Origin of the sequence: Actinomadura rubrisoli, assembly GCF_004349215.1 — a bacterium.
Classification (GTDB): domain Bacteria; phylum Actinomycetota; class Actinomycetes; order Streptosporangiales; family Streptosporangiaceae; genus Spirillospora; species Spirillospora rubrisoli.
This window is the reverse complement of record NZ_SMKU01000114.1, coordinates 1-25076: the sequence shown is the minus strand read 5'-3', so window position 1 is coordinate 25076 and position 25076 is coordinate 1. Positions and strand designations below refer to the sequence as shown.

At 71.7% G+C, this 25076-nt stretch carries 27 protein-coding genes; 22 read left to right on the top strand and 5 right to left on the bottom strand.

Translation table 11 applies throughout. The features are described from left to right. The first annotated feature begins 51 nt into the window (after nucleotides 1-51). On the top strand, nucleotides 52-828 hold the full coding sequence (gene pstB, locus E1298_RS21540) for a phosphate ABC transporter ATP-binding protein PstB (protein ID WP_131896020.1): 777 nt from the start codon (nucleotides 52-54) through the stop codon (nucleotides 826-828). A 74-nt stretch (nucleotides 829-902) separates the two neighbouring features. Here pstB and E1298_RS21535 read toward each other — a convergent pair whose 3' ends face one another. Further along, the gene (locus E1298_RS21535) at nucleotides 903-1619 is read right to left on the bottom strand and encodes a winged helix-turn-helix transcriptional regulator (protein WP_131896018.1); all 717 of its coding nucleotides are present in this window, start codon (nucleotides 1617-1619) and stop codon (nucleotides 903-905) included. A 220-nt stretch (nucleotides 1620-1839) separates the two neighbouring features. Between E1298_RS21535 and E1298_RS21530 the strand changes: the two genes are divergently transcribed. The 9 genes from E1298_RS21530 to E1298_RS21490 all read left to right on the top strand — a co-directional run bounded on the left by E1298_RS21530 (nucleotide 1840) and on the right by E1298_RS21490 (nucleotide 8178). Further along, entirely contained in the window at nucleotides 1840-2100 is a 261-nt protein-coding gene (locus E1298_RS21530) for a MoaD/ThiS family protein (protein WP_131896016.1), read from the top strand. 97 nt (nucleotides 2101-2197) lie between these two features. Then, nucleotides 2198-2917 (top strand): LmeA family phospholipid-binding protein, encoded by a 720-nt coding sequence (locus tag E1298_RS21525; protein ID WP_131896014.1) that lies wholly within the window; start codon nucleotides 2198-2200, stop codon nucleotides 2915-2917. A 176-nt stretch (nucleotides 2918-3093) separates the two neighbouring features. Continuing rightward, nucleotides 3094-3585 (top strand): sigma-70 family RNA polymerase sigma factor, encoded by a 492-nt coding sequence (locus E1298_RS21520; protein WP_243725716.1) that lies wholly within the window; start codon nucleotides 3094-3096, stop codon nucleotides 3583-3585. Beyond that, nucleotides 3582-4337 carry an anti-sigma factor family protein gene (locus tag E1298_RS21515; RefSeq protein WP_131896010.1) on the top strand — a complete coding sequence of 252 codons (756 nt, stop codon included), beginning with the start codon at nucleotides 3582-3584 and terminating at the stop codon, nucleotides 4335-4337. Before E1298_RS21520 ends, E1298_RS21515 begins: the two co-directional genes overlap by 4 nt. Nucleotides 4338-4408: 71 nt before the next feature. After that, nucleotides 4409-4831: a TlpA family protein disulfide reductase gene (locus tag E1298_RS21510; RefSeq protein ID WP_131896008.1), complete on the top strand. Its 423-nt coding sequence runs from the start codon at nucleotides 4409-4411 to the stop codon at nucleotides 4829-4831. 257 nt (nucleotides 4832-5088) lie between these two features. After that, the gene (locus E1298_RS21505; protein ID WP_131896006.1) at nucleotides 5089-5526 is read left to right on the top strand and encodes a DUF4395 domain-containing protein; all 438 of its coding nucleotides are present in this window, start codon (nucleotides 5089-5091) and stop codon (nucleotides 5524-5526) included. Next, nucleotides 5523-6362, top strand: a complete 840-nt coding sequence (locus tag E1298_RS21500) for a sulfurtransferase (RefSeq protein ID WP_131896004.1) — start codon at nucleotides 5523-5525, stop codon at nucleotides 6360-6362. The genes E1298_RS21505 and E1298_RS21500 overlap by 4 nt, the downstream gene beginning before the upstream one ends. A gap of 46 nt (nucleotides 6363-6408) precedes the next feature. After that, the gene (locus E1298_RS21495; RefSeq protein ID WP_131896002.1) at nucleotides 6409-6717 is read left to right on the top strand and encodes a DUF1416 domain-containing protein; all 309 of its coding nucleotides are present in this window, start codon (nucleotides 6409-6411) and stop codon (nucleotides 6715-6717) included. 162 nt (nucleotides 6718-6879) lie between these two features. Next, nucleotides 6880-8178 (top strand): hypothetical protein, encoded by a 1299-nt coding sequence (locus E1298_RS21490; RefSeq protein WP_131896000.1) that lies wholly within the window; start codon nucleotides 6880-6882, stop codon nucleotides 8176-8178. On the opposite strand, the gene E1298_RS21485 is transcribed toward E1298_RS21490, so the two are convergent. Genes E1298_RS21485 through E1298_RS21475 form a run of 3 tightly spaced genes read right to left on the bottom strand, consistent with a single transcriptional unit; the run spans nucleotide 8069 to nucleotide 9938 of the window. After that, nucleotides 8069-8698 carry a hypothetical protein gene (locus E1298_RS21485; protein WP_131895998.1) on the bottom strand — a complete coding sequence of 210 codons (630 nt, stop codon included), beginning with the start codon at nucleotides 8696-8698 and terminating at the stop codon, nucleotides 8069-8071. The two genes, E1298_RS21490 and E1298_RS21485, sit on opposite strands and share 110 nt — an antisense overlap. Continuing rightward, entirely contained in the window at nucleotides 8695-9297 is a 603-nt protein-coding gene (locus E1298_RS21480; protein WP_131895996.1) for a hypothetical protein, read from the bottom strand. Before E1298_RS21480 ends, E1298_RS21485 begins: the two co-directional genes overlap by 4 nt. After that, nucleotides 9294-9938 carry a hypothetical protein gene (locus E1298_RS21475; RefSeq protein ID WP_131895994.1) on the bottom strand — a complete coding sequence of 215 codons (645 nt, stop codon included), beginning with the start codon at nucleotides 9936-9938 and terminating at the stop codon, nucleotides 9294-9296. Before E1298_RS21475 ends, E1298_RS21480 begins: the two co-directional genes overlap by 4 nt. Before the next feature lie 121 nt (nucleotides 9939-10059). Between E1298_RS21475 and E1298_RS21470 the strand changes: the two genes are divergently transcribed. The 5 genes from E1298_RS21470 to E1298_RS21450 all read left to right on the top strand — a co-directional run bounded on the left by E1298_RS21470 (nucleotide 10060) and on the right by E1298_RS21450 (nucleotide 13950). Beyond that, on the top strand, nucleotides 10060-10701 hold the full coding sequence (locus E1298_RS21470; protein ID WP_131895992.1) for a hypothetical protein: 642 nt from the start codon (nucleotides 10060-10062) through the stop codon (nucleotides 10699-10701). A 73-nt stretch (nucleotides 10702-10774) separates the two neighbouring features. Then, nucleotides 10775-11176, top strand: a complete 402-nt coding sequence (locus tag E1298_RS21465) for a YbaB/EbfC family nucleoid-associated protein (protein ID WP_131895990.1) — start codon at nucleotides 10775-10777, stop codon at nucleotides 11174-11176. A gap of 41 nt (nucleotides 11177-11217) precedes the next feature. Further along, nucleotides 11218-11529, top strand: coding sequence for a hypothetical protein (locus E1298_RS48270; protein WP_165975587.1), 312 nt, complete (start codon nucleotides 11218-11220; stop codon nucleotides 11527-11529). Then, nucleotides 11526-12509, top strand: coding sequence for a WXG100-like domain-containing protein (locus E1298_RS21455; protein ID WP_131895988.1), 984 nt, complete (start codon nucleotides 11526-11528; stop codon nucleotides 12507-12509). Before E1298_RS48270 ends, E1298_RS21455 begins: the two co-directional genes overlap by 4 nt. A gap of 106 nt (nucleotides 12510-12615) precedes the next feature. Next, nucleotides 12616-13950 carry a S8 family serine peptidase gene (locus tag E1298_RS21450; protein WP_131895986.1) on the top strand — a complete coding sequence of 445 codons (1335 nt, stop codon included), beginning with the start codon at nucleotides 12616-12618 and terminating at the stop codon, nucleotides 13948-13950. Between the two features lie 47 nt (nucleotides 13951-13997). Here the strand turns inward: E1298_RS21450 and eccCa are convergent, their stop codons facing one another. Next, the gene (gene eccCa / locus E1298_RS21445) at nucleotides 13998-17984 is read right to left on the bottom strand and encodes a type VII secretion protein EccCa (protein WP_131895984.1); all 3987 of its coding nucleotides are present in this window, start codon (nucleotides 17982-17984) and stop codon (nucleotides 13998-14000) included. 173 nt (nucleotides 17985-18157) lie between these two features. On the opposite strand from eccCa, the gene eccD reads away from it, so the two are divergent. The 7 genes from eccD to E1298_RS21410 all read left to right on the top strand — a co-directional run. Then, nucleotides 18158-19558 (top strand): type VII secretion integral membrane protein EccD, encoded by a 1401-nt coding sequence (gene eccD, locus E1298_RS21440; RefSeq protein WP_131895982.1) that lies wholly within the window; start codon nucleotides 18158-18160, stop codon nucleotides 19556-19558. A 7-nt stretch (nucleotides 19559-19565) separates the two neighbouring features. Then, the gene (gene eccB / locus E1298_RS21435) at nucleotides 19566-21011 is read left to right on the top strand and encodes a type VII secretion protein EccB (protein WP_131895980.1); all 1446 of its coding nucleotides are present in this window, start codon (nucleotides 19566-19568) and stop codon (nucleotides 21009-21011) included. 211 nt (nucleotides 21012-21222) lie between these two features. After that, nucleotides 21223-21543 carry a WXG100 family type VII secretion target gene (locus E1298_RS21430; RefSeq protein WP_279498915.1) on the top strand — a complete coding sequence of 107 codons (321 nt, stop codon included), beginning with the start codon at nucleotides 21223-21225 and terminating at the stop codon, nucleotides 21541-21543. A gap of 44 nt (nucleotides 21544-21587) precedes the next feature. After that, complete coding sequence (locus E1298_RS21425) at nucleotides 21588-21881, top strand: WXG100 family type VII secretion target (RefSeq protein WP_131895976.1); 294 nt, start codon at nucleotides 21588-21590, stop codon at nucleotides 21879-21881. A gap of 99 nt (nucleotides 21882-21980) precedes the next feature. Continuing rightward, the gene (locus E1298_RS21420; protein WP_131895974.1) at nucleotides 21981-22559 is read left to right on the top strand and encodes a hypothetical protein; all 579 of its coding nucleotides are present in this window, start codon (nucleotides 21981-21983) and stop codon (nucleotides 22557-22559) included. Nucleotides 22560-22586: 27 nt separating this feature from the next. Next, nucleotides 22587-23771, top strand: coding sequence for a WXG100 family type VII secretion target (locus E1298_RS21415; RefSeq protein WP_131895972.1), 1185 nt, complete (start codon nucleotides 22587-22589; stop codon nucleotides 23769-23771). Nucleotides 23772-23857: 86 nt separating this feature from the next. Continuing rightward, nucleotides 23858-25076: S8 family serine peptidase (locus E1298_RS21410; protein WP_165975586.1), on the top strand; the 1219-nt coding region annotated here is incomplete at its 3' end.

Genomic DNA, 25076 nt, shown 5'->3' with positions numbered 1-25076 from the left:
CCGGGCCCCCGACCCCCGAACCGGCACGTCCCCGATAGGAGCACCTACCCCATGGCCAAGCGGATCGAAGTCTCCGGGCTGCACGCCTATTACGGCGGCGTCCACGCCATCGAGGACATCTCGATGACGGTCGAGCCGCGCTCGGTGACGGCGTTCATCGGGCCGTCGGGCTGCGGCAAGTCCACGTTCCTGCGCACGCTCAACCGCATGCACGAGGTCATCCCGGGCGCGCGGGTCGAGGGCAAGGTCCTGCTGGACGACGACGACCTGTACGGCTCCTCGGTCGACCCCGTCGCGGTGCGGCGCGTGGTCGGCATGGTCTTCCAGCGGCCCAACCCGTTCCCCACCATGTCGATCTACGACAACGTGGCGGCCGGCCTGAAGCTCAACGGGGTGCGCCGCAAGAGCCGCCTCGACGAGATCGTGGAGGAGTCGCTGCAGGGCGCCAACCTGTGGAACGAGGTCAAGGACCGGCTGAGCAAGCCCGGTGCGGGCCTGTCCGGCGGCCAGCAGCAGCGCCTGTGCATCGCCCGCGCGATCGCCGTCCAGCCGCAGGTCATGCTGATGGACGAGCCGTGCTCGGCGCTGGACCCGATCTCCACGCTGGCGATCGAGGACCTCATCGGCAAGCTGAAGAGCCAGTACACGATCGTCATCGTCACGCACAACATGCAGCAGGCCGCCCGCGTCAGCGACCGCACCGCGTTCTTCAACATCGCCGGGACGGGCAAGCCGGGCAAGCTCATCGAGATCGACGACACCAGCAAGATCTTCACGAACCCGGAGCAGAAGGCCACCGAGGACTACATCACCGGCCGCTTCGGCTGAGCGGGCGGGTCTGCCGGGCGGCTGGGCGGCCGGACCGGACGGCTGGGCGCCGGGTGCCGGACGCCTGGCGCCGGTCAGGCGGGGGCGGGAGAGAGCTCCTCGGCCTCGCCGGGCCGGTGGTCGGGGACGAAGCGGTAGCCGACGTTGCGGACCGTCCCGATCAGGGACTCGTACTCGGCGCCGAGCTTGGCGCGCAGCCGCCGGACGTGCACGTCCACCGTGCGGGTGCCGCCGAAGTAGTCGTAGCCCCAGACCTCCTGGAGGAGTTGGGCGCGGGTGAAGACCCTGCCGGGGTGCTGGGCGAGGTACTTCAGCAGCTCGAACTCCTTGAAGGTCAGGTCGAGCACCCGCCCGCGCAGCCGCGCCGTGTAGGTCGCCTCGTCGATCGAGAGTTCGCCGCTGCGGATCTCGCCGGGGACCTCGTCGGCCTCGGAGACCGCGGCCGCGCGCCCCAGCGCCAGGCGCAGCCGCGCCTCGACCTCGGCGGGTCCCGAATTCTTCAGGAGCAGGTCGTCCAGCCCCCACTCGGAGCTGAGCGCGGCCAGGCCGCCCTCGGTCACGACGGCGAGCAGCGGGCAGTCCAGGCCCGTGGTGCGCAGCAGCCGGCACAGGCTCTTGGCGTGCACCAGGTCGCGGCGGGCGTCGACCAGCACGATGTCGGCGGGTGGCGCGTCGATGAGCGCGGACGCCTCGGCGGGGGCGACGCGCACGGGGTGCAGCAGCAGCCCGAGCGCGGGCAGGACCTCGTCGGAGGGCTCCAACGCGTTGGTCAGCAAGAGCAAGCTGCTCACGTGCCGCCTCCTCGTCCAAAAAGACGTAGGACCCAGGCGGCTCATCGTCGGGCCCCGGCAACGGCCGCGGCTCGAAGACGAGGTGACCATGAAGGGCTTTCTGATGAACTCCATGGCCTCGTCGCCCGGATCCCTCACCCTGAGCATATCCGAGCCGTCCCCGCGGGCAACGAGCGCCCGCGCCGGACACGGCAGGTCGGGGGAATGAGACCCTTTGGTCATGGCCAAGGGAACGATCCGGTACTGGGCCGCCGCGAAGGCCGCGGCGGGCACGCACGAGGAGCCGTACGACGCCGTCACGCTGGACGAGGCGCTCGCCGCCGCGGCCCTGCGGGACGGGCGCGGCGGCGATTTCCGGCGCGTCCTGGACCGAAGCTCGTTCCTGGTGGACGGGGATCCGGTGGGCGGCCGGCCGCACGCGTCGGTCGCGCTGCCCGACGGCGGCGTCGTCGAGGTCCTCCCGCCGTTCGCGGGAGGGTGATGTCACAGTCCGCGATGTCATCCTCCAGCGCGACCCGGCCGGAGCACGCGGCCGACTAGGGTGTGGCGATCGCGTGCCGACGCCTCGAAGGAGAGACATGCGGAAAGTACTGCTCGTGCTGCTGGTCCTCGTGGTCGGGGGTGTCGTCGTCGCCGACCGGCTCGGCGTCCGGATCGCGCAGAACGAGATCGGCAAGCAGGTCGCCGCGCAGTACAGCCTCCAGGAGCAGCCCGATGTCACGATCCACGGGATCCCGTTCCTGACGCAGGCGGTCGGCGGCGAGTACGACCACATCGACGTGGTCATCAGCGCGTGGACGCAGCAGGGCGTCACCATCCAGGACGTCAAGGTGGACATGCGCGGCGTCAAGGCGCCGCTGTCGGAGGTCATCTCGGGCAATTCCGACAACGTCACCGCCCGCACCGCGACCGCGTCCGCCGTCATCCCCTACGAAGTGATCAAGAAGCAGGCGCCCAGGGAGGTCAAGAGCATCGGGCCGAAGGGCGACGACCTCTCGGTCGAGCTCACCGGCACGGTCGCGGGTCTGCCCGTCGACGGCACCGCGACGGTGGCGGTCAAGCCCACCGCGCGCGGCATCGCCGTCACGCCCCTGTCGGTCGGGTCGAAGGGCGGCGCGCAGGTCCCGATGGCCCTGGTCCGGCGGCAGCTCACCTGGCTCGTGCCGGTGGCGGACCTGCCCGTCGGCTCCCGGATCAGCAAGATCGAGCCCACCGCGGACGGGCTGCGCGTCTCCGCCACGGCGCAGAACGTCCGGCTGAACGACCTGGAGCAGCGGCCGAAGTCGCGGACGAAGTAGCGGGGCCGGCGGGGCGGCTGGTGAGCGGAGCGGCGGCCGGCTGGGGCGGAGCGGCGGCAGGCTGAGTAGCGGAGCGGCGGGCGGCAGAGCGGCGCCGCCGGAAATGTCGTGCTGCTTGTGAACCGGACCGCAAGGGCGTACGTGTCACAGGTGTGGGGCCAACCGCGGATGAGGGCTTGCTGCGTGCTCTTTACAACGAGCACGGTGGTCCCCTCATCGGTTACGTCCTGCGGCTGACCGGCGGGGACCGGACGCAGGCCGAGGACGTCGTGCAGGAGACGCTGCTGCGCGCCTGGAAGCATCCGGAGGCGCTGGCAGGCCGTCCGGTACGGCCGTGGCTCTTCACGGTCGCGCGGAACCTCGTGGTCGACGCCCACCGCGCCAAGCGCGCGCGCCCGCAGGAGACGGGCATCGACGAACACGTCATGATGACTGCGGCGGGCTCCGACGACATCGACCGGGCGCTGGAGTCCTGGACGGTCGCGGAGGCGCTGGCGCAGCTGACGCCCTCGCATAGGGCCGTCCTGGTGGAGACCTACTACCGGGGCCGCTCGGTCGCCGAGGCGTCGAAGTCGCTGGGCATCCCGCCCGGCACGGTGAAGTCCCGTACGTACTACGCCCTGCGGGCGCTCAAACTCGCATTGGAGGAGCGGGGGTTGGCGCCATGAACGACTGCACGGACGTGCGCATCTCCCTGGGGGTGTACGTGCTCGGCGCGATCGAGCCCGGCGAGCGCGGCGAGCTGGAGGCCCATCTGGAGGACTGCCGCGTCTGCCGGGACGAGCTCGCCGGGCTGGCCGGCCTGCCCGCGCTGCTCGGGCGCGTCGACGAGGCCCAGCTCGACCAGATCGTGGGGCCACCGCCAGAGCTGCTGGACGGGCTCCTGGCGCGGGCGGCCGAGCGACGGAGGGGATGGCTCGGACCGCTGGGGCGGCGGGCCGGCGGGCGGGGTCCCGGCTGGGCCCCGCTCGCCGCCGCGGCCTGCCTGCTGCTCGTCGTCGGCGCCCTGGTCGGGGGCCTGCAGATGCCCGGGACGGGTGACAGGGAACGCGCCGGGCCGGCGCCGACCGTGACGACCACGGCGCCCGCGCCGCAGCCGCCGCCGCCCAAGCCGAAGGGCAAGGGCGAGCGGATCGCCGCCGAGAACCCCATCACCCGCATCAAGGGCTTCGTGATGCTCCACAAGAGGAAGTGGGGCACCGAGGTGGAGCTCTACCTGTCGGGCGTCCCGAAGGGCTCCCGGTGCCGGCTGCTGGTGATCGCCAGGGACGGCCAGCGGGACGCCCTCGGCAGCTGGTTCGTCCCCTACGACCGGGGCTACGGCGAGTACCACGGCTCCACGATGTTCCCGCGCGGGCAGCTGTTCTCGTTCGAGATCGTCGGCCTGGACGGGCAGCCGCTGCTCACGATCCCCACCTGATCCCGGGCCTTCCGGGGCGGCCGGGGCGCCCGGGGGAAGAACCCGGGGCCGCGTCGGGTTGAATGCTGTCGATGGAAGGTGCGTTGATCGCGGCGGTGGTGCTCGCGGCGGCCACGGTGTTCGGCCTGGTCCGGCGGCGGCGCGACGGCGTGCTGCGCGCGCGGAGGGGAGACGGCGCGGTGGCCGAGGTCCTCGGCGCGGACGAGCTGGGCGCCGCGCTCGGCGAGAAGGCCACCCTGGTGCAGTTCTCCAGCGCGTTCTGCGCGCCCTGCCGGGCGACCCGGCGCACGCTCGGCGAGGTCGCCGGGATGGTGGAGGGCGTCGCGCACGTCGAGATCGACGCCGAGGCGCGGCTGGAGCTCGTCCGCAGGCTGAACGTCATCCGCACCCCGACCGTGCTCGTCCTGGACGCGGCCGGACGCGTCGTCCGCCGCGCCTCCGGAGCGCCCCGCAAGGCCGACGTCATCGCCGCTCTCGGCCAGGCGATCCCGTGAGCATGACCTTGTTGACCTGCGGCAAGACTAATGTCACTGTCTCGGAAGGCGAGACGGATGTGACAGGCCAGGGTTCTCGGCTTAACATCATGGTCGTGCGTTACTGGACAGAGCAGATGCTCACGAAGCGTCGCGCGGTGGACTTCTGCCGCGTGTCCGCCTCGCTCTGTCGCATGGCCTGAGGCATCGAGCCCACGCCCCCGAGCACGTCGCTTTTCAGCTCGTACGCACGCTTCCACTCCACCTGGAGCACCCCGATGCAGGTCGATCCGCGCGGGCAGCGCTTCGTTGCGATGGTCACGACGGCGGTACTGATCGTGGTCCTGGTGACCGGAAGCTGGGGATTGCTCGCCGCTCAGGCCGTCGTGTTCGCACTCGCGACCCTCTTCGGCCTCCGGTACGCCCCGTACGGACTTGTGTTCACAGTGCTGATCCGTCCCCGGCTCGCCCCGCCAAGGGAGCTCGAAGACGCGGTCCCGCCCCGGTTCGCCCAGGGTGTCGGCCTCGGATTCGCCCTGGTCGGAACGGCCGGATACGCGACGGGGACCACCTGGCTCGGCATCGGTGCCACCGCCTTCGCGCTGGCGGCGGCTTTCCTGAACGCGGCGTTCGGGTTCTGCCTCGGCTGCGAGACGTATCTGCTTCTACGACGCATGACCGCGAAGATTCGCTCCGACAGGGAGGTTCCCGCATGAGCCGTTCCGACGTCCTGGTGGACGCCGATTGGGTGGAGTCCAATCTGGACTCGCCCGGACTCGTTCTCGTCGAGGTCGACGAGGACGTGTCCGCCTACGACAAGGGCCACATCCGTGGCGCCGTGAAGATCGACTGGAAGACCGAGCTCCAGGACCCGGTCCGCCGCGACTTCGTCGACAAGACCGGCTTCGAACAGCTGCTGTCGTCCAAGGGCATCGCCAACGACGACCTGGTGATCCTCTACGGCGGAAACAACAACTGGTTCGCCGCGTACGCGTACTGGTACTTCAAGCTCTACGGGCACGACAACGTCAAGCTGCTCGACGGCGGCCGCAAGAAGTGGGAGCTGGACTCCCGCGAGCTGGTCACCGACGTCCCGAGCCGTCCGGCCACCGAGTACACGGCCAAGGAGCAGGACCTGACGATCCGCGCCTTCCGCGAAGAGGTCGTGGACGCGATCGGCACCAAGAACCTGATCGACGTCCGCTCGCCGGACGAGTTCAGCGGCAAGCTGCTCGCCCCCGCCCACCTTCCGCAGGAGCAGGCGCAGCGTGCCGGCCACGTGCCGACCGCCCGCAGCATCCCGTGGTCGAAGGCGGCCAACGACGACGGCACGTTCCGGTCCGACGAGGAGCTGCGCGAGATCTACAGCGAGGCCGGCGTCGACCTGAGCAAGTCGACCATCGCCTACTGCCGTATCGGTGAGCGCTCGTCGCACACCTGGTTCGCGCTCCGCGAGCTGCTCGGCCTCCAGGACGTGAAGAACTACGACGGTTCCTGGACGGAGTACGGGTCGCTGGTCGGCGTCCCGATCGAGCTCGGCGCGCCCAAGTAACCGCCTCGTCTGACCAGGAATTTCCGTGCACGGAGATGGAGGAGCTATGACCCAGGGCTGCGCAGCGCCCGCGCAGACGGCGTCCTTGCCGGCGACCGTCGACCTTAACAACGAGGCCGTCATCCAGGGCACGGTCACCCGGGAGGGTGCCCCCGTGTCCAGCGCCTACGCGCGCCTGCTCGACTCGACCGGCGAGTTCACGGCCGAGGTCGTCACGGGCGACGAGGGCGTGTTCCGGTTCTTCGCCGCCGATGGCGACTGGACCGTGCGCGTCCTGGCGGCCGGCGGTGTGAGCGTCGACAACACCGTCACGGCCAAGACCGGAGAGGTCGCCGCCCTTGAGGTGGCGATCTGACCCGAGCCTTCGCGGGCCCACCGGACCCCGCCGCCCTCGCCCAGCGCGAGGACGGCGGGGTCCGTCGTTTCGCCCTCGTCTCCTCCGGGCGAGCCCTGAGCCGTCCGACCAGGGCCCGGAGGTTCCGGGCGGCGGCGCCGCGACCTGAGTAGCATCGGCGCGATGTCCGGTCTGTCCGCGCGGTCGCCGCTGATCCTGCCGTGGGCCACGCTCACGCTCGCGGGACGCTTCGTGCTGCCGCTCGCCCTCTGGTTCACGGTGGGGGAGCTGCTGCGGTACGGGGCGATGTACGGCGGCTACCGGCTCGGCGAGATGAAGGGCACGGCGGCGACCGTGGCGCCGCTGCTCACCGTCGGGCTGCTGGTGATGGTCACGCTCGGCGTCGTGGTCGCGATGGTCCACTGCGTCCGCGAGGGCCTGGACGTCGTGCACGCCCGTGAGGCGGGCGGCGACCTGACGCCGTGGGCGGTCGGGAACGACGAGTCGGTGTTCGGCGCGGCGGGCCGCGCGGCGCTGCCGTTCGTCATCTTCTACCTGGCGTGGGGGATGCAGGGCGAGGACGCCCGCGCGTTCGCCGACATGGCCACCAGCCGGGGGTTCGCCGAGAACGGCTTCGAGGGGCATGTCAAGGGCCTCGGCATGCTCATCTCGCTGGAGAGGCACGTGGCCCTCGCGGTCGGGCTCACCGCGGGGTTCTTCGTGCTGAAGGTCGTCGCGGAACGGCTGTTGGAGGAGCGGCTGCCGCGCGCGGGCGGCGCGCTCATCGCGCTCCTGGAGATCGACTTCGCGCTGTTCGCGATCTTCACGATCGACCATCTGCGCGGCGAGGGCGTCGACTGGGTCACGCGCCGGCAGGCGTGGGAGTGGGTGACCGACGTCGCGGGCCCGGCTCTGGACGCCTGGCCGCCGTTCAAGGACGCGGTGCTGGGCGCGCTGATCTGGCTGGTCATCGCCGGGGTGGTCCTGGGGCTGGACGCGGGGGACGAGCGGGTCGTGCTCGGGCAGGGCCGCGCCGCGCGGCGGCTGGCGAGCGCGGGCGGGCTCGACCGGACGGGCAGCCCGCGCGAGGTCCTGACCCGCGGGTTCCGCGAGATGTGGCTGCCCGCGTGGTACGGGCTGCGGCTCGTCCGCCGGTCCGGGCTGCTGCCGTTCGCGACGTTCTGCCTGATGTTCGCGGGTCTGGACGTGGCGGAGGACGCCGCGCGCCGGTCCGTCTACGAGCTGCTGGGCCCGCACCCCGTGACGTGGTGGCTGCCGCGGATGCCGTTCGTCGCGTACGGGACGGGGCTGGTCTTCCAGATCCTGCGGATCTGCCTGCTGGCGGCGGCGTTCAACCTGGTCATGGCGAGGGTCACGGCGCGAACCGCAGCAAAGGCAGCGGCCCCTTCGGCCGCGGGTACGCCGGCGGCCGCACCTCCAGCACCAGCGAGTCCACCTTGGCACGGGGCACCGTCGCCCTGACGGTGATGCGCGTCGGCACGCCCTGCCGGGGCGTCCCGAGCGCGAGCCCGGTCGCCGACCACACGTGGCCGTCGCCGTCGCGCAGCCGGTAGACGGTCCCGTACGAGCCGACCGTCTTGGCCCCCGCCGCGTCCAGGGGGCGGACGGCCAGGGTGAGCCGCAGTTCGGTCACGTCCCCGGCCCCGGTGCCGCCCGGCGGGGACGTGCCCGGCGCGGACGCGGGGTCGGCGAGGGACGCGGCGTTCTCGCGGCCCATGAGCCGCCATCGCGCGCCCCCGAACTCGCCGACCGCGCCGTGCGCGACCGTGATGACCTTCTCCCGCGGTTTCAGGTTGCTGCGGAGGCTGCGCTCCTCGTCCAGCCACTGGAGCGAGAGGAAGGCGGGCACCAGGGCGGCGAGGGCCATCGCCTGGATGACGCGCCTGTCCAGGGGACGCAGCTTGACGCGCTCCGGGGACTCCCCGCCCTCGTCCTGCGACTCGTCCCACGTCTCGTCGGGCGACTGCGGTCCCGCGGTCATCGGCGCCCCGTCCGCACGTCGTAGCCGTCGGTAGCGCCCCGGATCAGCTCGGCGGCGCGTCCCTTCGTGAGGCCGAGGTCGACATCGGCCGCCCCGGACAGCTGCGGCAGCAGCCCGCCCGTGCCCACGACCAGGTGCGCGCCCGCCACCCGCTCCTCGGGCAGCTCGAACACCAGCACCATCGGCGCCCAGATCATCGGCTGGATCTCGGGCTGGAGCACCTCGGCGGCGCCCGTCCGCGGGCCGGCGCGGAAGGACAGGCCGCCGGGCGTCTCCAGCTTCGCGGACGCCAGCTTCAGCGGCTCCCGGCGGCTCATCGCTCGCAGCCGGACGACGAGGTAAACGCCGTCCGTGCCGATCGGCGGGGGGTTGCCGAGGGACAGGCTCGGCGCGAGCGACCGCGCCGCCTCCACCCGGTCGACCCGCACGCTGAACTCGTGGTTCGTGACCTCCTGGCCGATCCGTCCGCCGCTGCGGATCGGGTCGAGCTCTTCGGCGGCGACCTCGGGCCGCAGGCTGTGCAGCCACATCGCGCCCGCGAGCAGGACCGTCCCGCCGAGCCCGGCGCCGCCCTGGACGAGCATCTTGCGGCCGTTCATCGCCGACTCGCCGTGGGCCTGGGCGCGGGCGGGGCGGCGACCGGCAGGGTCAGGCGCCCGGCGAGCGCGTCGTCCTCCTGGTCGATCCGCCACCGGTAGCTCGCGTCGGTGAACCCGTGGTCGTACTCCCACTTGCGCAGACCGATCGTGAATTGCCGCGGCGCGTCCGCCGGGCCCATCTTCCACATCGCCGACGCGTCCACGGGCAGCCCCGGCTGCGTCGTGTCGGTCTTCGCCCCCGCCGCGACGCCCTCGACCTGGTCGGGCTTGACCCACTTCCCGGTCCTGGCGCGGGCGGCGACACCGTCCGACAGCCCGCCGAAGCCGAGCGACGCGGTCTCCTTGCCCGTGTTGACGACCCGCAGGCGGACGATCAGGAACCGCTGCTTCCCGCTCCCGAAGGCGGCGGTGGCCAGGCCGATCCGCGCGTCCTGGACGGTGACGGTGAACAACCCGAGATCGACGGGCTTCCCGGGCGCCCTCTCCGGCTCCTGCGGGACCTCCTCGAAGCCCCCGGCCAGCCACAGCCCGGGCACCAGGACGGCCAGCGCGCACACGACCGAGACGGGCACCAGCAGGCGCCTCGGCCTGCGATGCCCGCGTCCGCCGGGGGGCGGGGGGACCGGCGCGGTGGTCTGCACCCGCCAGATGGTAATACGCCCACTACCCTGCCACCGTGACCAAGATGATCAATTTTGGGCGGTAATGGAGGAGCGGCGAGTGTCGTACCGGATCAGATTCGTTCCGATCACGCCCATTCTCATGATCGTTGCCGGGGTGGCGGCCGCCCCGGCGGTCGGGGCAGGGCTGTTCATGGACGAGATGCGGGCGTGGGAGGCGCTCGCGGGCATCGCGTTCTGGCTCGTCCTCGTCCTGTGGCTGGTCGGCGGCGGCGTCGCGCGCCTGCGCCGGGCGGCCCGCAGCCGCTGGACGGCCTTCGCGATCGAGCCGGAAGGCGTCCGGGTCGGCGCGCGGTTCGGGTGCCCGCCGCAGTTCTTCCCGTGGACGGACGTGGACGCGGTCGTCCGGTTCGACGTCCCGCGGATCGTCCGCCGCGAGCCCGTCCGGCATCTCGGCGTGAGCCTGCGGAGAGACGCCCCCGGCGGCCTCGCCGACTTCGGCGCCCGCTTGACGGCGGCCCGCGAGAACCCCGCGCTGCCGGAGGCCGACCGGGAGATCCTTGACCACATGGCCGAGCGGCTCGCCGAGGAGACGTTCCCACGGGACCACGCGGTGAGCGCCTACGTCCGCCAGCGCGACTGGAGGTTCGACCGGCGCGCGCTGGAGCGGGCGCTGCGCGACCTGGCGCCCGGGATCCCGCTGGTCGAGCTGCCCGCGGACCGTCCGCCGCACGAGTGGCTGGACGACCGCGACCACCTGGACGGGATGGCGCCGGCCGAATAAAGATCATTTCGGGGACAGCCGGGGAGAACTGCTGTAGCGTCCGCATCCGGTCAATGATCGGGATGGGAGCCGCATGGACCAGGACCTGCCCCCGGCTATCGCCGACCCCGACCAATGGCTGCGCGACCAGCAGGGACGGGCGGCGGCCATGAAGGAGCGCGCCGACCGCGCCCAGCAGGAACTGGCCGGCAGCGTCACGACGCTCAGCAGCCGCGACCAGGCGGTCACCGTGACCGTCAACCCGGGCGGCGTCCTCCAGGACCTTCGGCTCTCCCCGCAGGCCGAGCGGATGAGCGGGGCCCGTCTCACCGCGGCGATCATGGAGACGTACCGGAAGGCGTGCGCGCGCAGCGCCGCCCGCACGGTCGAGATCATGTCGGCGGTCGTCGGCGACGACTCCGAGGCCATGGACCTGCTGCGCGCGAGCCTCCCCCCGTCCGAAGAGGACGGCGACGAGCACCGGCCCGGCCGGTGACCCCCTCCGGCGCTCGGCCGGCGACACGGTAAGGAGCCCACATGGGCAACGGTTTCGAAGTGGAGAAGTCCGCGCTCGACACGCACGCGGGCAAGGCCGACAAGGTGGCCGGACGGGTCGACAAGGCGAGCGAGGCCGCCGCCGTGTCGACGCTCGGAGGCCACGCGATGTACGGGGCGCTGTGCTCCCCGCTCATCGTCCCGGTCCTCGCCGCGCTGTTCGGCGACTCGGACGACATGGTGAAGAAGTCCGCCGAGCTCGGCCGCTCGATGGCCGGAGGGCTGCGCAGCACCCGGCAGAACTACGACGCCGTCGAGACCGCCATCGAGGCCCTCACGAAGTCGGCCCGATGACGAACGACCTCATCGCGCAGCCGGAGCCGCAGAAGCGGTTCGAGGGCGGCGCCCTGGCCGACAGCGTCGACGGCCTCGTCGCCGACGTCAACCAGAACAAGAACTGGGAGACCCTCGCCGTCGACGGCCTCGCCATCGGCCTGGACGGGCTCGGCATCGCCCTGGACCCGCTGGGCGCCGTCCTCAGCGCGGGCGTCGGCTGGCTGCTGGAGCACATCTCGTTCCTCCGCGAGCCCCTTGAGGTGCTGACCGGAGACCCCAAGCAGATCCAGGCGCTGTCGAAAACGTGGTCCAACATCGCCACCGAGCTCAACGGTGCCGCCCACGACTACTCCACGGCGATCGGCGACGTGGCGGGCTGGGGCGGCGAGGCGGCCGCCGCCTACCGCAAGACCGCCCAGGAGTACGTCGGGGCCCTCAACGCGGTCGCCCAGACCGCGAGCCACACCGCTCAGGGCGTCGCGGTCGCCGGGCAGGTCGTGGCGGTCGAGCGGGCTTTCGTCTTCGCGGCCATCTCGCAGTGGGTGGGCAAGGTCGTCTCCAAGGCGATCCTGGCCGTGGCGGTGTCCGTCTTCACCTTCGGCGGCTCCCTCGCCTGGTTCGTCACGAGCGTGGTCGCGGACGCCATCACGCTGTTCGCCCGGCTCGGAAAGCGGCTCGCGCGGCTGCTGGACGTCATCCGGCGCTTCGTCACCAAGTTCAGCGGCACCAGCACCCGCGCCGCGGACACCGCCTCGGCCCTCGGCCGCCGCAGCGACCAGATCAACCGCTGGGCCGACCCGAAGATCAACGGCTCGAACGTGGCCGACGTGCTGTTCACCCCGGCGGCCTACCAGCAGTACCAGCGGATGATGGACGGGTCGCTGGTCGGCCAGACGTCCAACGTCGCCGGCAGCCTCGCCGCGCGCACGGCCGCGGAGGCCGCCAAGTCCGCCCGCGACTTCGGCGACGGCCTGGACGACGGCCACTACGTGAAGTGAACGACGCGGGCCGGGCGGCCGCCGCACGAGCCGGGAGCGGGGGCGCCGCGGGGCCTGCCATCCTCTAGAGTCGTTGCATTCGCACAGGCATCAGGAGAGATGGGGTATGCGCGGAGCGGGACTCGCGGCGAGGGCCGGCTGCCTCGCCCTGACCTCCATCCTGGCGGTCGCCCCGGCGGCGGCCGCCTCCCCGGGCGATCGTCCCGAGGCCGCCCCCACGGCCACCAGGAAGCCGACGCCGAAGCCCTCGACCAAACCCACGGCGAAGCCGACGAAGAAGCCCGAGAAGCCTGAGAAGCCCGAGCCGCCGCCGGCCGAGCCGAAGCCGGAGTGCAACAAGCAGTCCGGGCAGCCCGCCTCGGAGATCACCGTCGAGCCGTGGGCGCAGCGGCGGCTGGACTTCGAGCAGGCGTGGGACATCACCCGCGGCCGGGGCGTGACGGTCGCGGTCGTCGACAGCGGTATCGAGACGGCCCACCCGCAGCTCCGGGGCAAGGTCGCCGGCAGCTTCGACGCGACGGGCACCACGCCCGCCGACTGCTTCGGGCACGGCACCGAGGTCGCCGGGATCATCGCCGGCACCGACATGCGCAAGCGCAAGGTCCCGTTCGTCGGGGTCGCGCCGCAGGTCAGGCTGCTCAACGCCAAGTTCACCACCGGGCAGAGCACCACCGACAACTCCTTGCTGCCGCGCGCCATCACCTGGGCCGCCGAGCACGGCGCGAAGGTCATCAACGTCTCCGTGGACGCACCGGACACCCCCGCCCTGCGCCGGGCGGTGCTGACCGCGCAGCGCCGCGACGCGCTGGTCGTCGCGTCGGCGGGCAACGTGGCCGAGGACCAGCGCGGCAAGGAGAGCGCCGCCTACCCGGCGAGCTACCCGGGCGTCCTGTCCGTCGCCGCCGTCGACGAGGCCGGGACGATCTCGAACTTCTCCAACCACAAGACGCGGATCGACGTGTCGGCGCCGGGCCAGAACGTCATCTCCACCCTCGGCGACGGCTACGTCGGCGGCCTCCAGGGCACCAGCTTCGGCGCCCCCTACGCCGCCGGCGTGGCCGCACTCGTCCGGTCCCGCCACCCGCGGCTGAGCTACCAGCAGGTCATCAACCGGATCCTGATCACCGCGGAGGGCGGCAACGGGCAGGGCAGCGGGCACGGCATGATCAGCCCGATGCAGGCGGTCTCCGCCGTCCTGGACCCGAACGCCAGGCCTGACCAGAACGGCGCCCGTCCGCTCGGCGGGTCCGTGCCGATCGGCAGGCCGGCGCCCGTCGACCACCGCAGCCGCAACATCGCCCTCGGCGTCGCGGGCGGCGCCCTCACGCTGGCTGCGCTCGTCGCGTTCGGCGGGGCGGTCATCCCCCGAGGCCGCGAGCGCGGCTGGCGGCCCGGACGGGCCGCGCTCCCCACCGGCGCCCCGTCCGACGACCGCGAGTAGTTCGCAACTCCTGACGGCTCAGCGAGTCGTCCGGAAACTCCTGACGGCTACTGGTGGGGCTGGGCGCCGTGGAAGGCGGTCTGGATGAGGCGCTTTCCGGCGCGGCGGTCGGAGTGCGTGCCCCGGCCGGGCGGCAGCGGGGACGGGCGGACGTCGAACAGGTTGCCCTCGTCCTTGTTGCCGGACATGATCAGCGCCGGGCTGGCCATGTCCTTGAGCCGCTGCATGATCGGGTCGAACAGGGCGCGGCCCGCGCCGCCCATCGTCCGGGCGAGGACCAGGTGCATGCCGATGTCGCGGGCCTGCGGCAGCAGCTCGGCGATCTGCGCGAGCGGGTTGCCGGACGGGGTGGCGACCAGGTCGTAGTCGTCCACGACCAGGAACAGCTCCGACCCGCTCCACCACGACCGGTTGCGCAGCTGTTCGGGCGTCAGGTCCGACGGCGGGAGCCGGTTGACCAGGGCGCCGTTGACGTCCTTCATCAGCCCGGCCGCCGCCGTCGAGGACGCCGCGTACCCGATGACGTGCTCGCTCTCGGCCGAGTCCAGCAGGGCCCGGCGGTAGTCGAGCATGATGATCCGGGCCTCGCCCGTGGTGTAGCGCTCCTTGACCGCGTCGACGATGATCCGCAGCAGGTTGGACTTGCCGCACTCGTTGTCGCCGAGCAGGACGAAGTGCGGGTCGTTGTCGAAGTCCAGCAGGACCGGCGACAGCGTGTCCTCGTCGATGCCGATCGGCACCTTCTTGCCGGTCTCGGCCACCGCGGGCAGCGACGACAGCGGCAGCACGTCCGGCAGCATCCGCACCTGCGGCGCGGGCGGGCGGCCCTGCCAGCCGGCCTGGACGGTCTGCACCAGGTGCCGGACGCCGTCGCTGAGGTCCTCGGACGACGGGCGGCCGTCGATGCGCGGCAGCGCGCCGAGGAAGTGCAGGCCCTCGCGGGTGATACCGCGCCCCGGACGCCCCTCGGGGACGTTCGCGGCCAGCTTGCGGTCCATCTCCGACTCGTAGGGGTCGCCGAGCTTCAGCTCCAGCCGCGTCCCGAACAGGTCGCGGATCGCCAGCCGGAACTCCGACCACTTGTTGGTCGCGGCGATGATGTGGATGCCGTAGCCGAGGCCGCGCGCGGCCAGGTCGGTGATCGTGGCCTCGACGGCCTCGAACTCCTGCCGGACGGTCAGCCAGTTGTCCACGACGAGGAACACGTCGCCGAAGCCGTCGCCGGGGATCTGCCCCTCGGCGCGCATCTTGCGGTAGGTGGCGATCGAGTCGATGCCGCGCTCGGTGAAGAACCGCTCCCGCGACTCCAGCAGCCCCGACACCTCCGCGACCGTGCGGCGGACGCGGTCGGGGTCCAGGCGGCTGGCGACGCCGCCGATGTGCGGCAGGTCGGCCAGCGGCGCCAGCGCGCCGCCGCCGAAGTCCAGGCAGTAGAACTGCACTTCCTGCGGCGTGTGCATGAGCGCGAGCGAGGTGATGAGCGTCCGCAGCACGGTCGACTTGCCCGCCTGCGGGTTGCCGGCCACGCCGACGTGCCCGGCGGCGCCGGACAGGTCCAGCCACATCGGGTCGCGGCGCTGGTCGAACGGCTTGTCGACGATGCCCGCGAACGCGTGCAGCCGTCCGCGGCCGTCCCAGCCGGCGGTGGTGAAGCCGAACTCCGGCGTCTGCTGGAGACCCGGCAGGACCTGGTCCAGCGTGCCGGACTCCTCCAGCGGCGGCAGCCAGATCTCGTGCGGCGGCGGCCCGTGCCCGGCGAGCTGCTTGACGACGAGGTCGAACAGGCTGATCTGCGGGCCCTCCTCCTCCTCCTGGGGGCCCTGCTGCTGCGGCTGCTCCTGGATGCGCGGCTGCACATAGGCCGGGGTGAATGGGACGATCTGCGCGAGCTGCCGCGGGCCGCCCTGGCGCGGGTCCTGCGCCCCGTCCTCCTCCGGACGGTAGGCGCCCGAGACGTAGGCGGCCCGGAACCGGGTCATCGACTCGGTGCCGATCTTCAGGTAGCCGTTGCCGGGCGCCTGAGGCAACTCGTACGCGTCGGGCACGCCGAGGACGACCCGCGACTCCATCGCCGAGAACGTGCGCAGGCCGATCCGGTAGGACAGGTGGGTGTCCAGGCCCCGCAGCTTGCCCTCCTCCAGCCGCTGCGAGGCGAGCAGCAGGTGGACGCCCAGCGAGCGCCCGAGCCGTCCGATCATCACGAACAGCTCGGCGAAGTCGGGCTTGGCCGACAGCAGCTCGGAGAACTCGTCCAGGACGACGAACAGCGTGGGCATCGGCTTCAGCGCCGCGCCCTGCTCGCGGGCCTTCTCGTAGTCGCGCAGGGACGCGTAGTTGCCCGCGGCCCGCAGCCACTCCTGGCGCCGCACCATCTCGCCGTGCAGCGCGTCGTACATGCGGTCGACGAGGGGGAGCTCGTCCTCCAGGTTGGTGATGATGGCCGAGACGTGCTGGAGGCCGTCCATGCCGAGGAACGTCGCGCCGCCCTTGAAGTCGACGAGGACGAAGTTGAGCACCTCGGACGAGTGGGTCATCGCCAGGCCCAGCACGAGCGTGCGCAGCAGCTCGGACTTGCCGGAACCGGTCGCGCCGATGCACAGGCCGTGCGGGCCGTAGCCGCCCTGCGCGGCCTCCTTGATGTCCAGCTCGATCGGGCGGCCGTCGGAGTCCAGGCCGATCGGCACCCGCAGCCGGTTGCGCGGCGCCCGCGGCTGCCACGCGCGGGCCGCGTCGATCCGCGCCGGGTCGGGGACGCCGAGGAGCGTCGTCAGCGTCGTCGCGGCCGACAGCGCGTCCATCTCCTGCCCGGCCGCGGCGCTGGCCCGCAGCGGGGCGAGCTGCCGGGCCAGGCCGTCCGCCTGGACGTAGCTGAACCGGTCGGGGCGCCCGAGGGAACTCGGGACGTCCTTACCGGTGCGGTCGCGGCGCAGCATCGCCATCCGGTCGGCGGCGACCCGCAGCCGCAGCATCGTGTTGTCGGAGGTCGGCGCGACCTGCCCGGTCAGGTCGATGACGCAGACGCCCTCGATGCCGTCCGACCCGATCTGCGAGTCGGGCGTGACGGCCCCGCCGTCCACGATGACCACGTGGTAGGGCAGGTCGTTCTGCGAGAGGCCGGGGGTGAAGCGCGCCCGGTCCTTGACCTCGTTGCCGTACATGCGCTCAAGCTCCGACAGGCTGCCCGCCATCAGCCGCACCGGGCCCGCCGCGTCCGTCACCGACGGGTGCATGGAGTGCGGCAGCCACTTGACCCAGTCCCAGTGCGGCATCGCCTCGGGCGACGCGCACACGCTGACGCGCATGTCGTCGGGGGAGTGGAACGCCGTCAGCTGCGCGATCATCGCCCGGACCATGCCGCGGATCGCGTCCAGGTCGCCCACCGGCACGATGCGCGAGAACGACGGCAGCGACACCGCGACCGGCAGGTTCGGCACCGTGGAGTGCGCCCGGACGAACCGGCGCAGCGCGCCCGCCGTCATCGGCTCCAGGTCCTCCACCGGGCGCGTCTCCGGCGGGATCAGCTGCACGGCCAGCTTCTGCGGGCCGGCGCCGATCCGCACGTTCCCGAAGTCGGGGTCGGACGGGCGGCGCTCCCAGATCCGGGCGCTCATCACCAGCGACCACAGCGAGTCGGGGTCGGGGCTGTTCCACTCCAGCGACTCGCGCTGCTGCTCGGCCGCGCGCCGGACCTTGCGGCGCACCTGCGACAGGTAGCGGAAGTAGTCGCGGCGCGCGCCGTTCAGCTTGAACTTGCGCTCCCCGGACCCCCGGCTCAGCTGCCCGATCATCATGCCGCCCATGGCCAGCGCCATGCCGCCGCTACTGATCATCATCATCGGGCTCTTGGTGCCGCCGCCCAGGAACATCAGGCACATCATCACCGGCATGATGGCCATCGGCAGATACATGAGCACGTTCTGCAGGCCCCCGCTCTGCTGCTCCGGAATCTCGGGCGGGGACTCCAGCAGCAGTTCGCCCTTGGGGGAGGGCGGCGGCTTCCTGCGCTCCTTGCGCCGGACGAGGATGGTGCTCACCTGGGCGTTCCTCCGGGAGCTCGCTCCCTGGGGCGACCGATGGAGACCGAAGGGACGACCGGCCCGCAGGGTACTTGTAATTCGAGGTTGATTTAGCGTAGGCGGACGTCACATCCTAAGCTGCGCGTCGATCGGATCCGCCCGCTGATTCGACCTGGAGGACGGGAGCTTCGGTGAATTCCCCCGCCACATCGGAACTATGCAGAGTAACGATCGTCGCCCCCCGGCGGCGGATCGACGTGTCCCTGCCCGCCGACGTACCGCTCGCGCACATGCTCCCCACGTTGCTGCGCGCCGCGGGCGAGGACATGGCCGACGCAGGCCTGGCCCACTCGGGCTGGGTCCTGCAGCGCCTGGAGCACAGCCCGTTCGACCCGGCCCAGACCATGTCCGCGCTCGGCGTGCGGGACGGGGAGATCCTCTACTTCCGTCCCCGCATGGCGCAGCTCCCGGAGATGTCGTTCGACGACGTCGCCGACGTCATCGCCACCGGCATCCGCGAGCGCTCGGACCGCTGGCGGCCCACCACCACCCGCTCCTTCGGCCTCGGCGCCGCCGCCGCGGCGCTCGTCGTCGCGGCCGTGGTGATCGCGCTGTCCGGGCCCCCGTGGATCGTCCCCGCCGTCGCGGCCGGCCTGGTGGCGCTGGCGACGCTCGTCGCCGCGACCGTGCTGTCGCGGGCCATCGCCGACTCCGGCGCCGGCACCGTCCTCGGCTACGCGGCGCTCCCGCACGCGTTCCTCGCCGGGCTGTGCGCCCCCGCCCGCAAGGGCCTGGAGCTGGCCGACCTCGGCGCCCCGCACCTGCTGGCCGGGTTCGGCGTGACGGCGCTCGCCGCGATCATCGCCGCGTTCGCCATCGCGGACGGCCTGCCGGTCTTCCTCGGGGTCGCGTTCGCCGCGTTCGTCGGCACGGTCGGCGCCGGCGTCGGCTTCGCCTTCGACGACCTGCCCGCGGCCGGGATCGCCGCCGTCGCCGCCGTCATCGTGATGATGTTCACTGCGGCCGTGCCGTCCCTGTCGTTCAAGCTGGCGCGGATGCCGCTGCCGCCCGTCCCGAACAGCGCCGAGGACCTGCGGCGCGACACCGAGACGGTGAACGGCGGCCAGGTGCTCGCCCGCACCGCCGCCGCCGACCGCTTCTCCACCGGGCTCATCGCGTCCATCGCGCTGACGGCGGCCGGCGCGATGCTGTTCCTGTTCGGCGCGGGCGGCTGGTCCGGTCCCACGACCAGCGCCGTCATGGGCGTGTCGCTGCTGCTGCGCGCCCGCGTCTTCCGCGGCGTCCACCAGCGCGCCTGGATGCTGGTCTCCGGCTTCCTCGGCCTGGTGCTGACGACGGTCGGGATGGCCTTGCACGGCGGCCAGGTCATGGCCCTCGCCGCCGCGCTCGTCCCGCTGCTGCTGCTCGCCGGGATCGTCGTGTCGGTCACGCTGTGGCTGCCCGGCCACCGCCCCACCCCGTTCTGGGGACGGGCGGGCGACATCATCGACATGCTGGTGATGGTCTCGCTGATCCCGCTGGCCCTCGCCGTCCTGGACGTCTACTCCCGCGTCCGCGGGCTGGCCGGGTGACGCGCTGATGCAGAGCAGGCGGGATCTCTACCAGGCGCACCGCCTGATGACGCAGCGGGTCGGGCTGGCGCTGCTGCAGGGCGAGCCCGACGTCGCCGAGTCGCCGATGCGGCGGCTGTCGGTCGGCGCGTTCGCCGGCCTGATGGTCGGCCTGCTCATCGTCGCGGTCTTCGGGATCTGGGGCATCCTCTCGCCGGGCGGCGCCAAGGGCCTGGACAAGCCCGGGACGCTCATCATCGAGAAGGAGACCGGCACCAAGTACATCTACGACACCAACACCGGCAAGATGTTCCCGGTCGCGAACTACGCGTCGGCGCTGCTCGCGCTGGAGTCCGACAGCCCCGGCCGCCGGACGGTGTCGCGCAAGTCGCTGGCGAAGTTCGAGCGCGGCCCGATGATCGGCATCCCGGGCGCACCCGACTCGCTGCCCACCGGCAAGCAGCTCATCCGCGGCCCCTGGTCGGTCTGCGTCCGCGAGGCCCCCACCAGCACCGGCGTCAAGCAGGACATCACCGCTCTCGCCGCGGGCCGGAACGTGGGCGGGCGCGGGCTCGGCGACGACGAGGCGCTGGTCGTCCAGAGCGGCGGGGTCTCCTGGGTCATCTGGAAGGACCACCGGATGCAGCTGACCGTCCCGTCCGACCAGGTGTCGGTGCTGACCAACGGCCCGCTGGCCGCCGAGGTGCCCTCGGTCTGGCTGAACGCGATCCCGTCCGCCGGCAACTTCGGCGCCCCGAACGTCCCCCAGCGCGGCAGGGACCGCGACGGCCCCGCCGGGCGCCCGGCGAAGGTCGGGCAGGTGTTCAAGGCCGAGACGGGCGCGGGCGGCCAGGCCCTCTGGTACGTGATGCTCCCGGACGGCCTGTCGCAGATCACCGAGACCCAGGCGCAGTTGCTCCTGCGTGACCGCAACACCAGCCTGGCCTACCCCGGCGGGCAGGCCCGGCCGCTGCCCACGGACGTCCCGTCCGCGCAGCAGATCACCTCGCCGACGCGCCTGCTGGACAACAGCCTGCCGCCGACACTGCCGAGATTCGCCAACTGGGACAAGAGCACCCCGCTGTGCTCGGTGTTCCCGGTCGGCTCGTCCTCGGCGCGGCTGACGATCGGCGGCTCGCTCCCGCCCCCCTCGTCCGCGTCGCTCGGCGCGGGCTCCGCCGGCGCGTCCGGCACGGTCGACCAGATGGTGCTGCCCCCCGGCGGCGCGGCGCTGATGAGCCTCGTCCCCGGCGGCGGCGACACCTCCACCGCGGGCGGCGGCTCCGGCTCGCTCTCGCTGGTCAACGACCAGGGCGTCCGCTTCGCGCTGCCGTCCGCAGACGTCGCGAAGAAGCTCGGCTACGACGCCAAGAAGGCCGCGCCCGTCCCGTCCAGCGTGATCCATCTCATTCCGGCCGGGCCCGCACTCGACCCCGCGCTGGCCCGAAAACCGCTTCCCACATCGAAGACCTGACGTCCGATGGAAGATGTGAGGCATGTCACAGGAACCTGTCCACGAGGTGATGAACCGCTAGATCATCATTTGCGTCGACATAGGCGGGACATAAGACTTATGATCGCTGGCATTTCGTGTCGCAGGAGTGCTCCCCGGGGGGTGGCCGGTGCGGCGGCCCGTCGAACGTTCCCGCGACTCGTGACCCACACTCGCAAACGGAGGTGACACTGTGGGTGGAACGTCCGCAGTCGACAGAAGCGCAATGCAGCAGGCCGCGACGAGGATCGAGGACTCCGCGGGCATCGTCAAGGGCCTGCAGAGCAACCTCGACGGGCACAAGTCGTCGCTGATGTCCGGCTGGGCCGGCAACGCCTCGGTGTCCTTCGACAAGATCTTCAACGAGTTCCAGACCGAGATGACCAAGGTCCGGACGGCGCTCGACGGCATGCACCAGAAGCTGGTGCACACCAAGATCACCTATGAGTCGACCGAGCAGGAGCAGGACGACGCGGTGAACAAGATCAACCAGCTCCTCAACGGTGGCACCTGATCGGCTCCCTCATACCGTCACCCTGACTCCGAAGGACTCGTAAAGTGAGCGACAGTTACACCAAGGCGAATTTCGGCACGATGCAGCAGGCGCAGGCCGACTTCACGCTGGCCTACCGCGCACTCGTCGACGAGCTCGACGACCTGGAGAAGGAACTGGAGAAGCACCTCGCCCAGTGGGAGGGCAGCGCGCAGGGCGCCTACTGGGAGGCCAAGGCCCAGTGGGACGCGGCGGCCGCCCACATCGGCAAGGTCCTCAACCAGCTCGGCGTCGTCATCGGCGAGGCCCACAGCAACTACAGCGCAGCGGAGCGCCGCAACCAGGGCATCTGGGGCTGACCGACCCGCAAGGTTCGCCGACGTCGTGCAGGCCCGATGCGGGCCTGCACGACGTAGGCGCTCCCAGGGACGTGAGGCAATTCGCCAGGAGGATGAGCAATGAGCAAGTACAACCTGCCGCCTGAGCAGCTCGCGAAGATCGAGCACACCTATACCACCGGGGCTGGCGAATACACCCAGGTCCAGTCGAAGCACGGGCTCACTCAGCAGGAATGGAACGACCTTCCCGAGTACCAGCAGCGCCAGTACTACTACGAGTACGGCAAGCCCGCGGGAAGCCCGAAGGACCCCGAGAACCAGCTCCCGCGCGCCCACACCCCCGACGGCAAGTGGGGCGTCGAGGCCGAGAAGGGCTACGAGGTCGACCCGCAGGAGCTGCGGACCCTCGCCAGCAACATGAGCAGCAAGTTCACGGCGTGGGAGTCCCGGCTCAAGAAGGTCTCCAAGATCAGCATCACGAAGGCCAACCTCGGCAACGTCGAGGGCAGCCAGCACTTCGAGGAGCTCGCCGGCCAGTCCCGGGACGGCTTCGGGGCCTACCTGAACGACATCACGCTCGCCTACAAGAGCGTGATCGAGAAGCTGAAGCTCACCGCGGACAACTACGAGAACGCCCATGGCCAGACCCAGAAGACGGTCAACAGCGTGAACCCCGGCGGAAACGCCAACTTCAAGTAAGCGCTATTGGGAGAGGCGGGGAGGACCATGGGCAAGCCGACGGACCCCCAGTATTACGTTATCCGCGGTAGTAACCAGTGGCAGAAGCCTGACGTCTCGGGCAACAGCCTCGACGATGTCAAGAAGAAGCTGGAGAGCATCAACTCCGAACCGGTCGGCACCGCGGCCGACGCCTACAAGGATGCGGCAGAAGCCCTTGCCGAGATGACCGGCGAGCTTCGCACCTTTGCGCAGACGCTGGTCAAGCATTGGAAGGGTGACGAGGCGCAGAAGGCCATCGACCAGCTGGAGCAGGTGCACAAGACCGCCGTCGGGCTCTCCAACAAGAGCCATGAGACGGCGACCGTCTACACCTGGTACAAAACCAAGATTCTTGATTGGTACAAGCAGGCCGGGAAGGACGCCAGCGACGGCTTCATCCACACCGGCGGGGACGACGAGAAGGGGCGCGAGCTCCTCGAACGCTTCCTCAAGCGGACGGGCGAGGCGTACAACGCGCACCCGGCCCAGATTGACAAGGACCTACCAACCGGCCGTGGCGGGCTCGGCGACAAGCCGCCCGGCGGCGGTCCTCCTCCCGGTGGCGGTCCTGGCGGTGGCCCCGGCGGTGGGCCCGGTGGCGGTCCCGGCGGCTTCGGCGGCGGCAAGGGCCTGGGCGGCGGTCCCGGTCCCGGGATCGGCGCCGACGGCGGCGGCCTCGGGCCGCATGGCTCCGGCAAGACAGACCCCTTCGGGAACTTCAACGACAACGGCCCGCACCTGAAGCCGGGTGAGACGCCGCCCGGCGGCAAGTTCCCCGGCGGCGGTCCCGGCCCGTTCGGCAGCGGCGCCGGTGGCAGCAGCGACCTGTCGAGCTTCCCCGGCGGCGGCGGTCCCCCCGGTGGCGGCCTCGGCGGCGGTGGCGGCGGCCTCGGAGCCGACCCCGGTGGGCTCGGCGGCGGTCCCGGCGGTGGCGCCGGCGGCGGTCTCGGCAGCGGCCCCGGCGGTCTCGGTGCCGGGGGCGCCATGGGACCCGGCGGCGCGGGCACCGGAGCCGGAGCCGGGCGCGGCACCTCGGGCGCGGCCGGACGCGGAGCCATGGGCGGCATGCCGATGGGCCAGGGCGGCCACGGCAACCAGGGCGAGCAGGAGCGCGAGCGCACCACGTGGCTCACCGAGGACGAGGACGTCTGGGGAGCCGACGACGACACCGCACCTCCGGTAATCGGCTGAGTGCCGGCGGACGGGCGACCGTGACATGGGCGGACGGGGGCCAAGCCTCCGTCCGCCCATTTCGGCATTGGATGGGATACGACAAGATGCGACGGCTGATCCAAGCGGCGGCGGCGACCCTGGCGGTCGGGCTGGCCCTGGCCCCGGTGAGCGGGGCTCAGGCGGCGCCCAGCGTCCCGCAGGACGAGTGGTGGTTCGACTCCTGGGGCATCAAGACCGATGTGTGGCCCCTGACCAAGGGCAGCGGTGTGACCGTCGCCGTCGTCGACACCGGGGTCAACGCGTCGCTTCCCGACCTGGGCGGCGCCGTTCTGCCCGGCGCGGACGTCGCCACCTTCAGCGGTGACGGACGGCAGGACAACGACAAGGCAGAGGGACATGGCACGGCCATGGCCAGCCTGATCGCTTCCCGTGGCACCAGATCGGGTTTCATGGGCATCGCGCCGGAAGCGAAGATCCTTCCGATCTACTCGCCGGACGTCAACCCGGACATGACCTCCAAGGCGATCCGGTTCGCGGCCGACCACGGCGCGAAGGTCGTCAGCATGTCGCAGGGATCGGCTTCCGGCGCCCTGTTCCCCAACAACTGCCCGCCCAAGCTGGTCGATGCCGTCAAGTACGCCGAGTCCAAGGACGTCGTGTTGGTCGCCGCGGCCGGTAACGAGGGCAGCAGCACCAACGGGGTGACCTACCCCGCCTCCTGCCCGGGCGTGCTCGCGGTCGGTGCCGTGGACCATCTGGGCAAGCCCTGGGCACAGACCCAGCGCCAGGACTATGTGACGGTCGCCGCGCCCGGTGCCGGCGTCGGCGGCATCGGCAAGACCGGGCACGTGTACAACACCGGCGAGGGCACCAGCCAGGCCACCGCGCTGACGGCCGGAGCCATCGCGCTGGTGCGCAGCAAGTACCCGGACATGAAGGCGCGCCAGGTCGTCCAGCTGATCACCAACACCGCCAAGGACTTCGGCCGGCCGGGCAAGGACAACCAGCTCGGATACGGCGTGGTCAGCATCCCGCGCGCGCTCAAGCAGAAGGTCGGCGCGAACGCGCCCAACCCCGTCTACGAGCGGCTCGACAAGGCGGCCGCCAAATCACCCGGCGGTTCCGGGGCCAGGGCGCCGGAGGCCAAGAAGGACAAGGGCGACAGCTCGGGCATGCTGCTGCTGGTCGGCGGCATCGTGGTCGTCGCCGTCCTGGCGGTGGGCGGCTTCCTGCTTTCGCGCCGGCGCGGCTCGCAGACCCCAGGCCCGCAACCCACCGGCCCGCAGCCGGGTATGCCCCCCAACTTCGGCGGGCCCCCCGCAC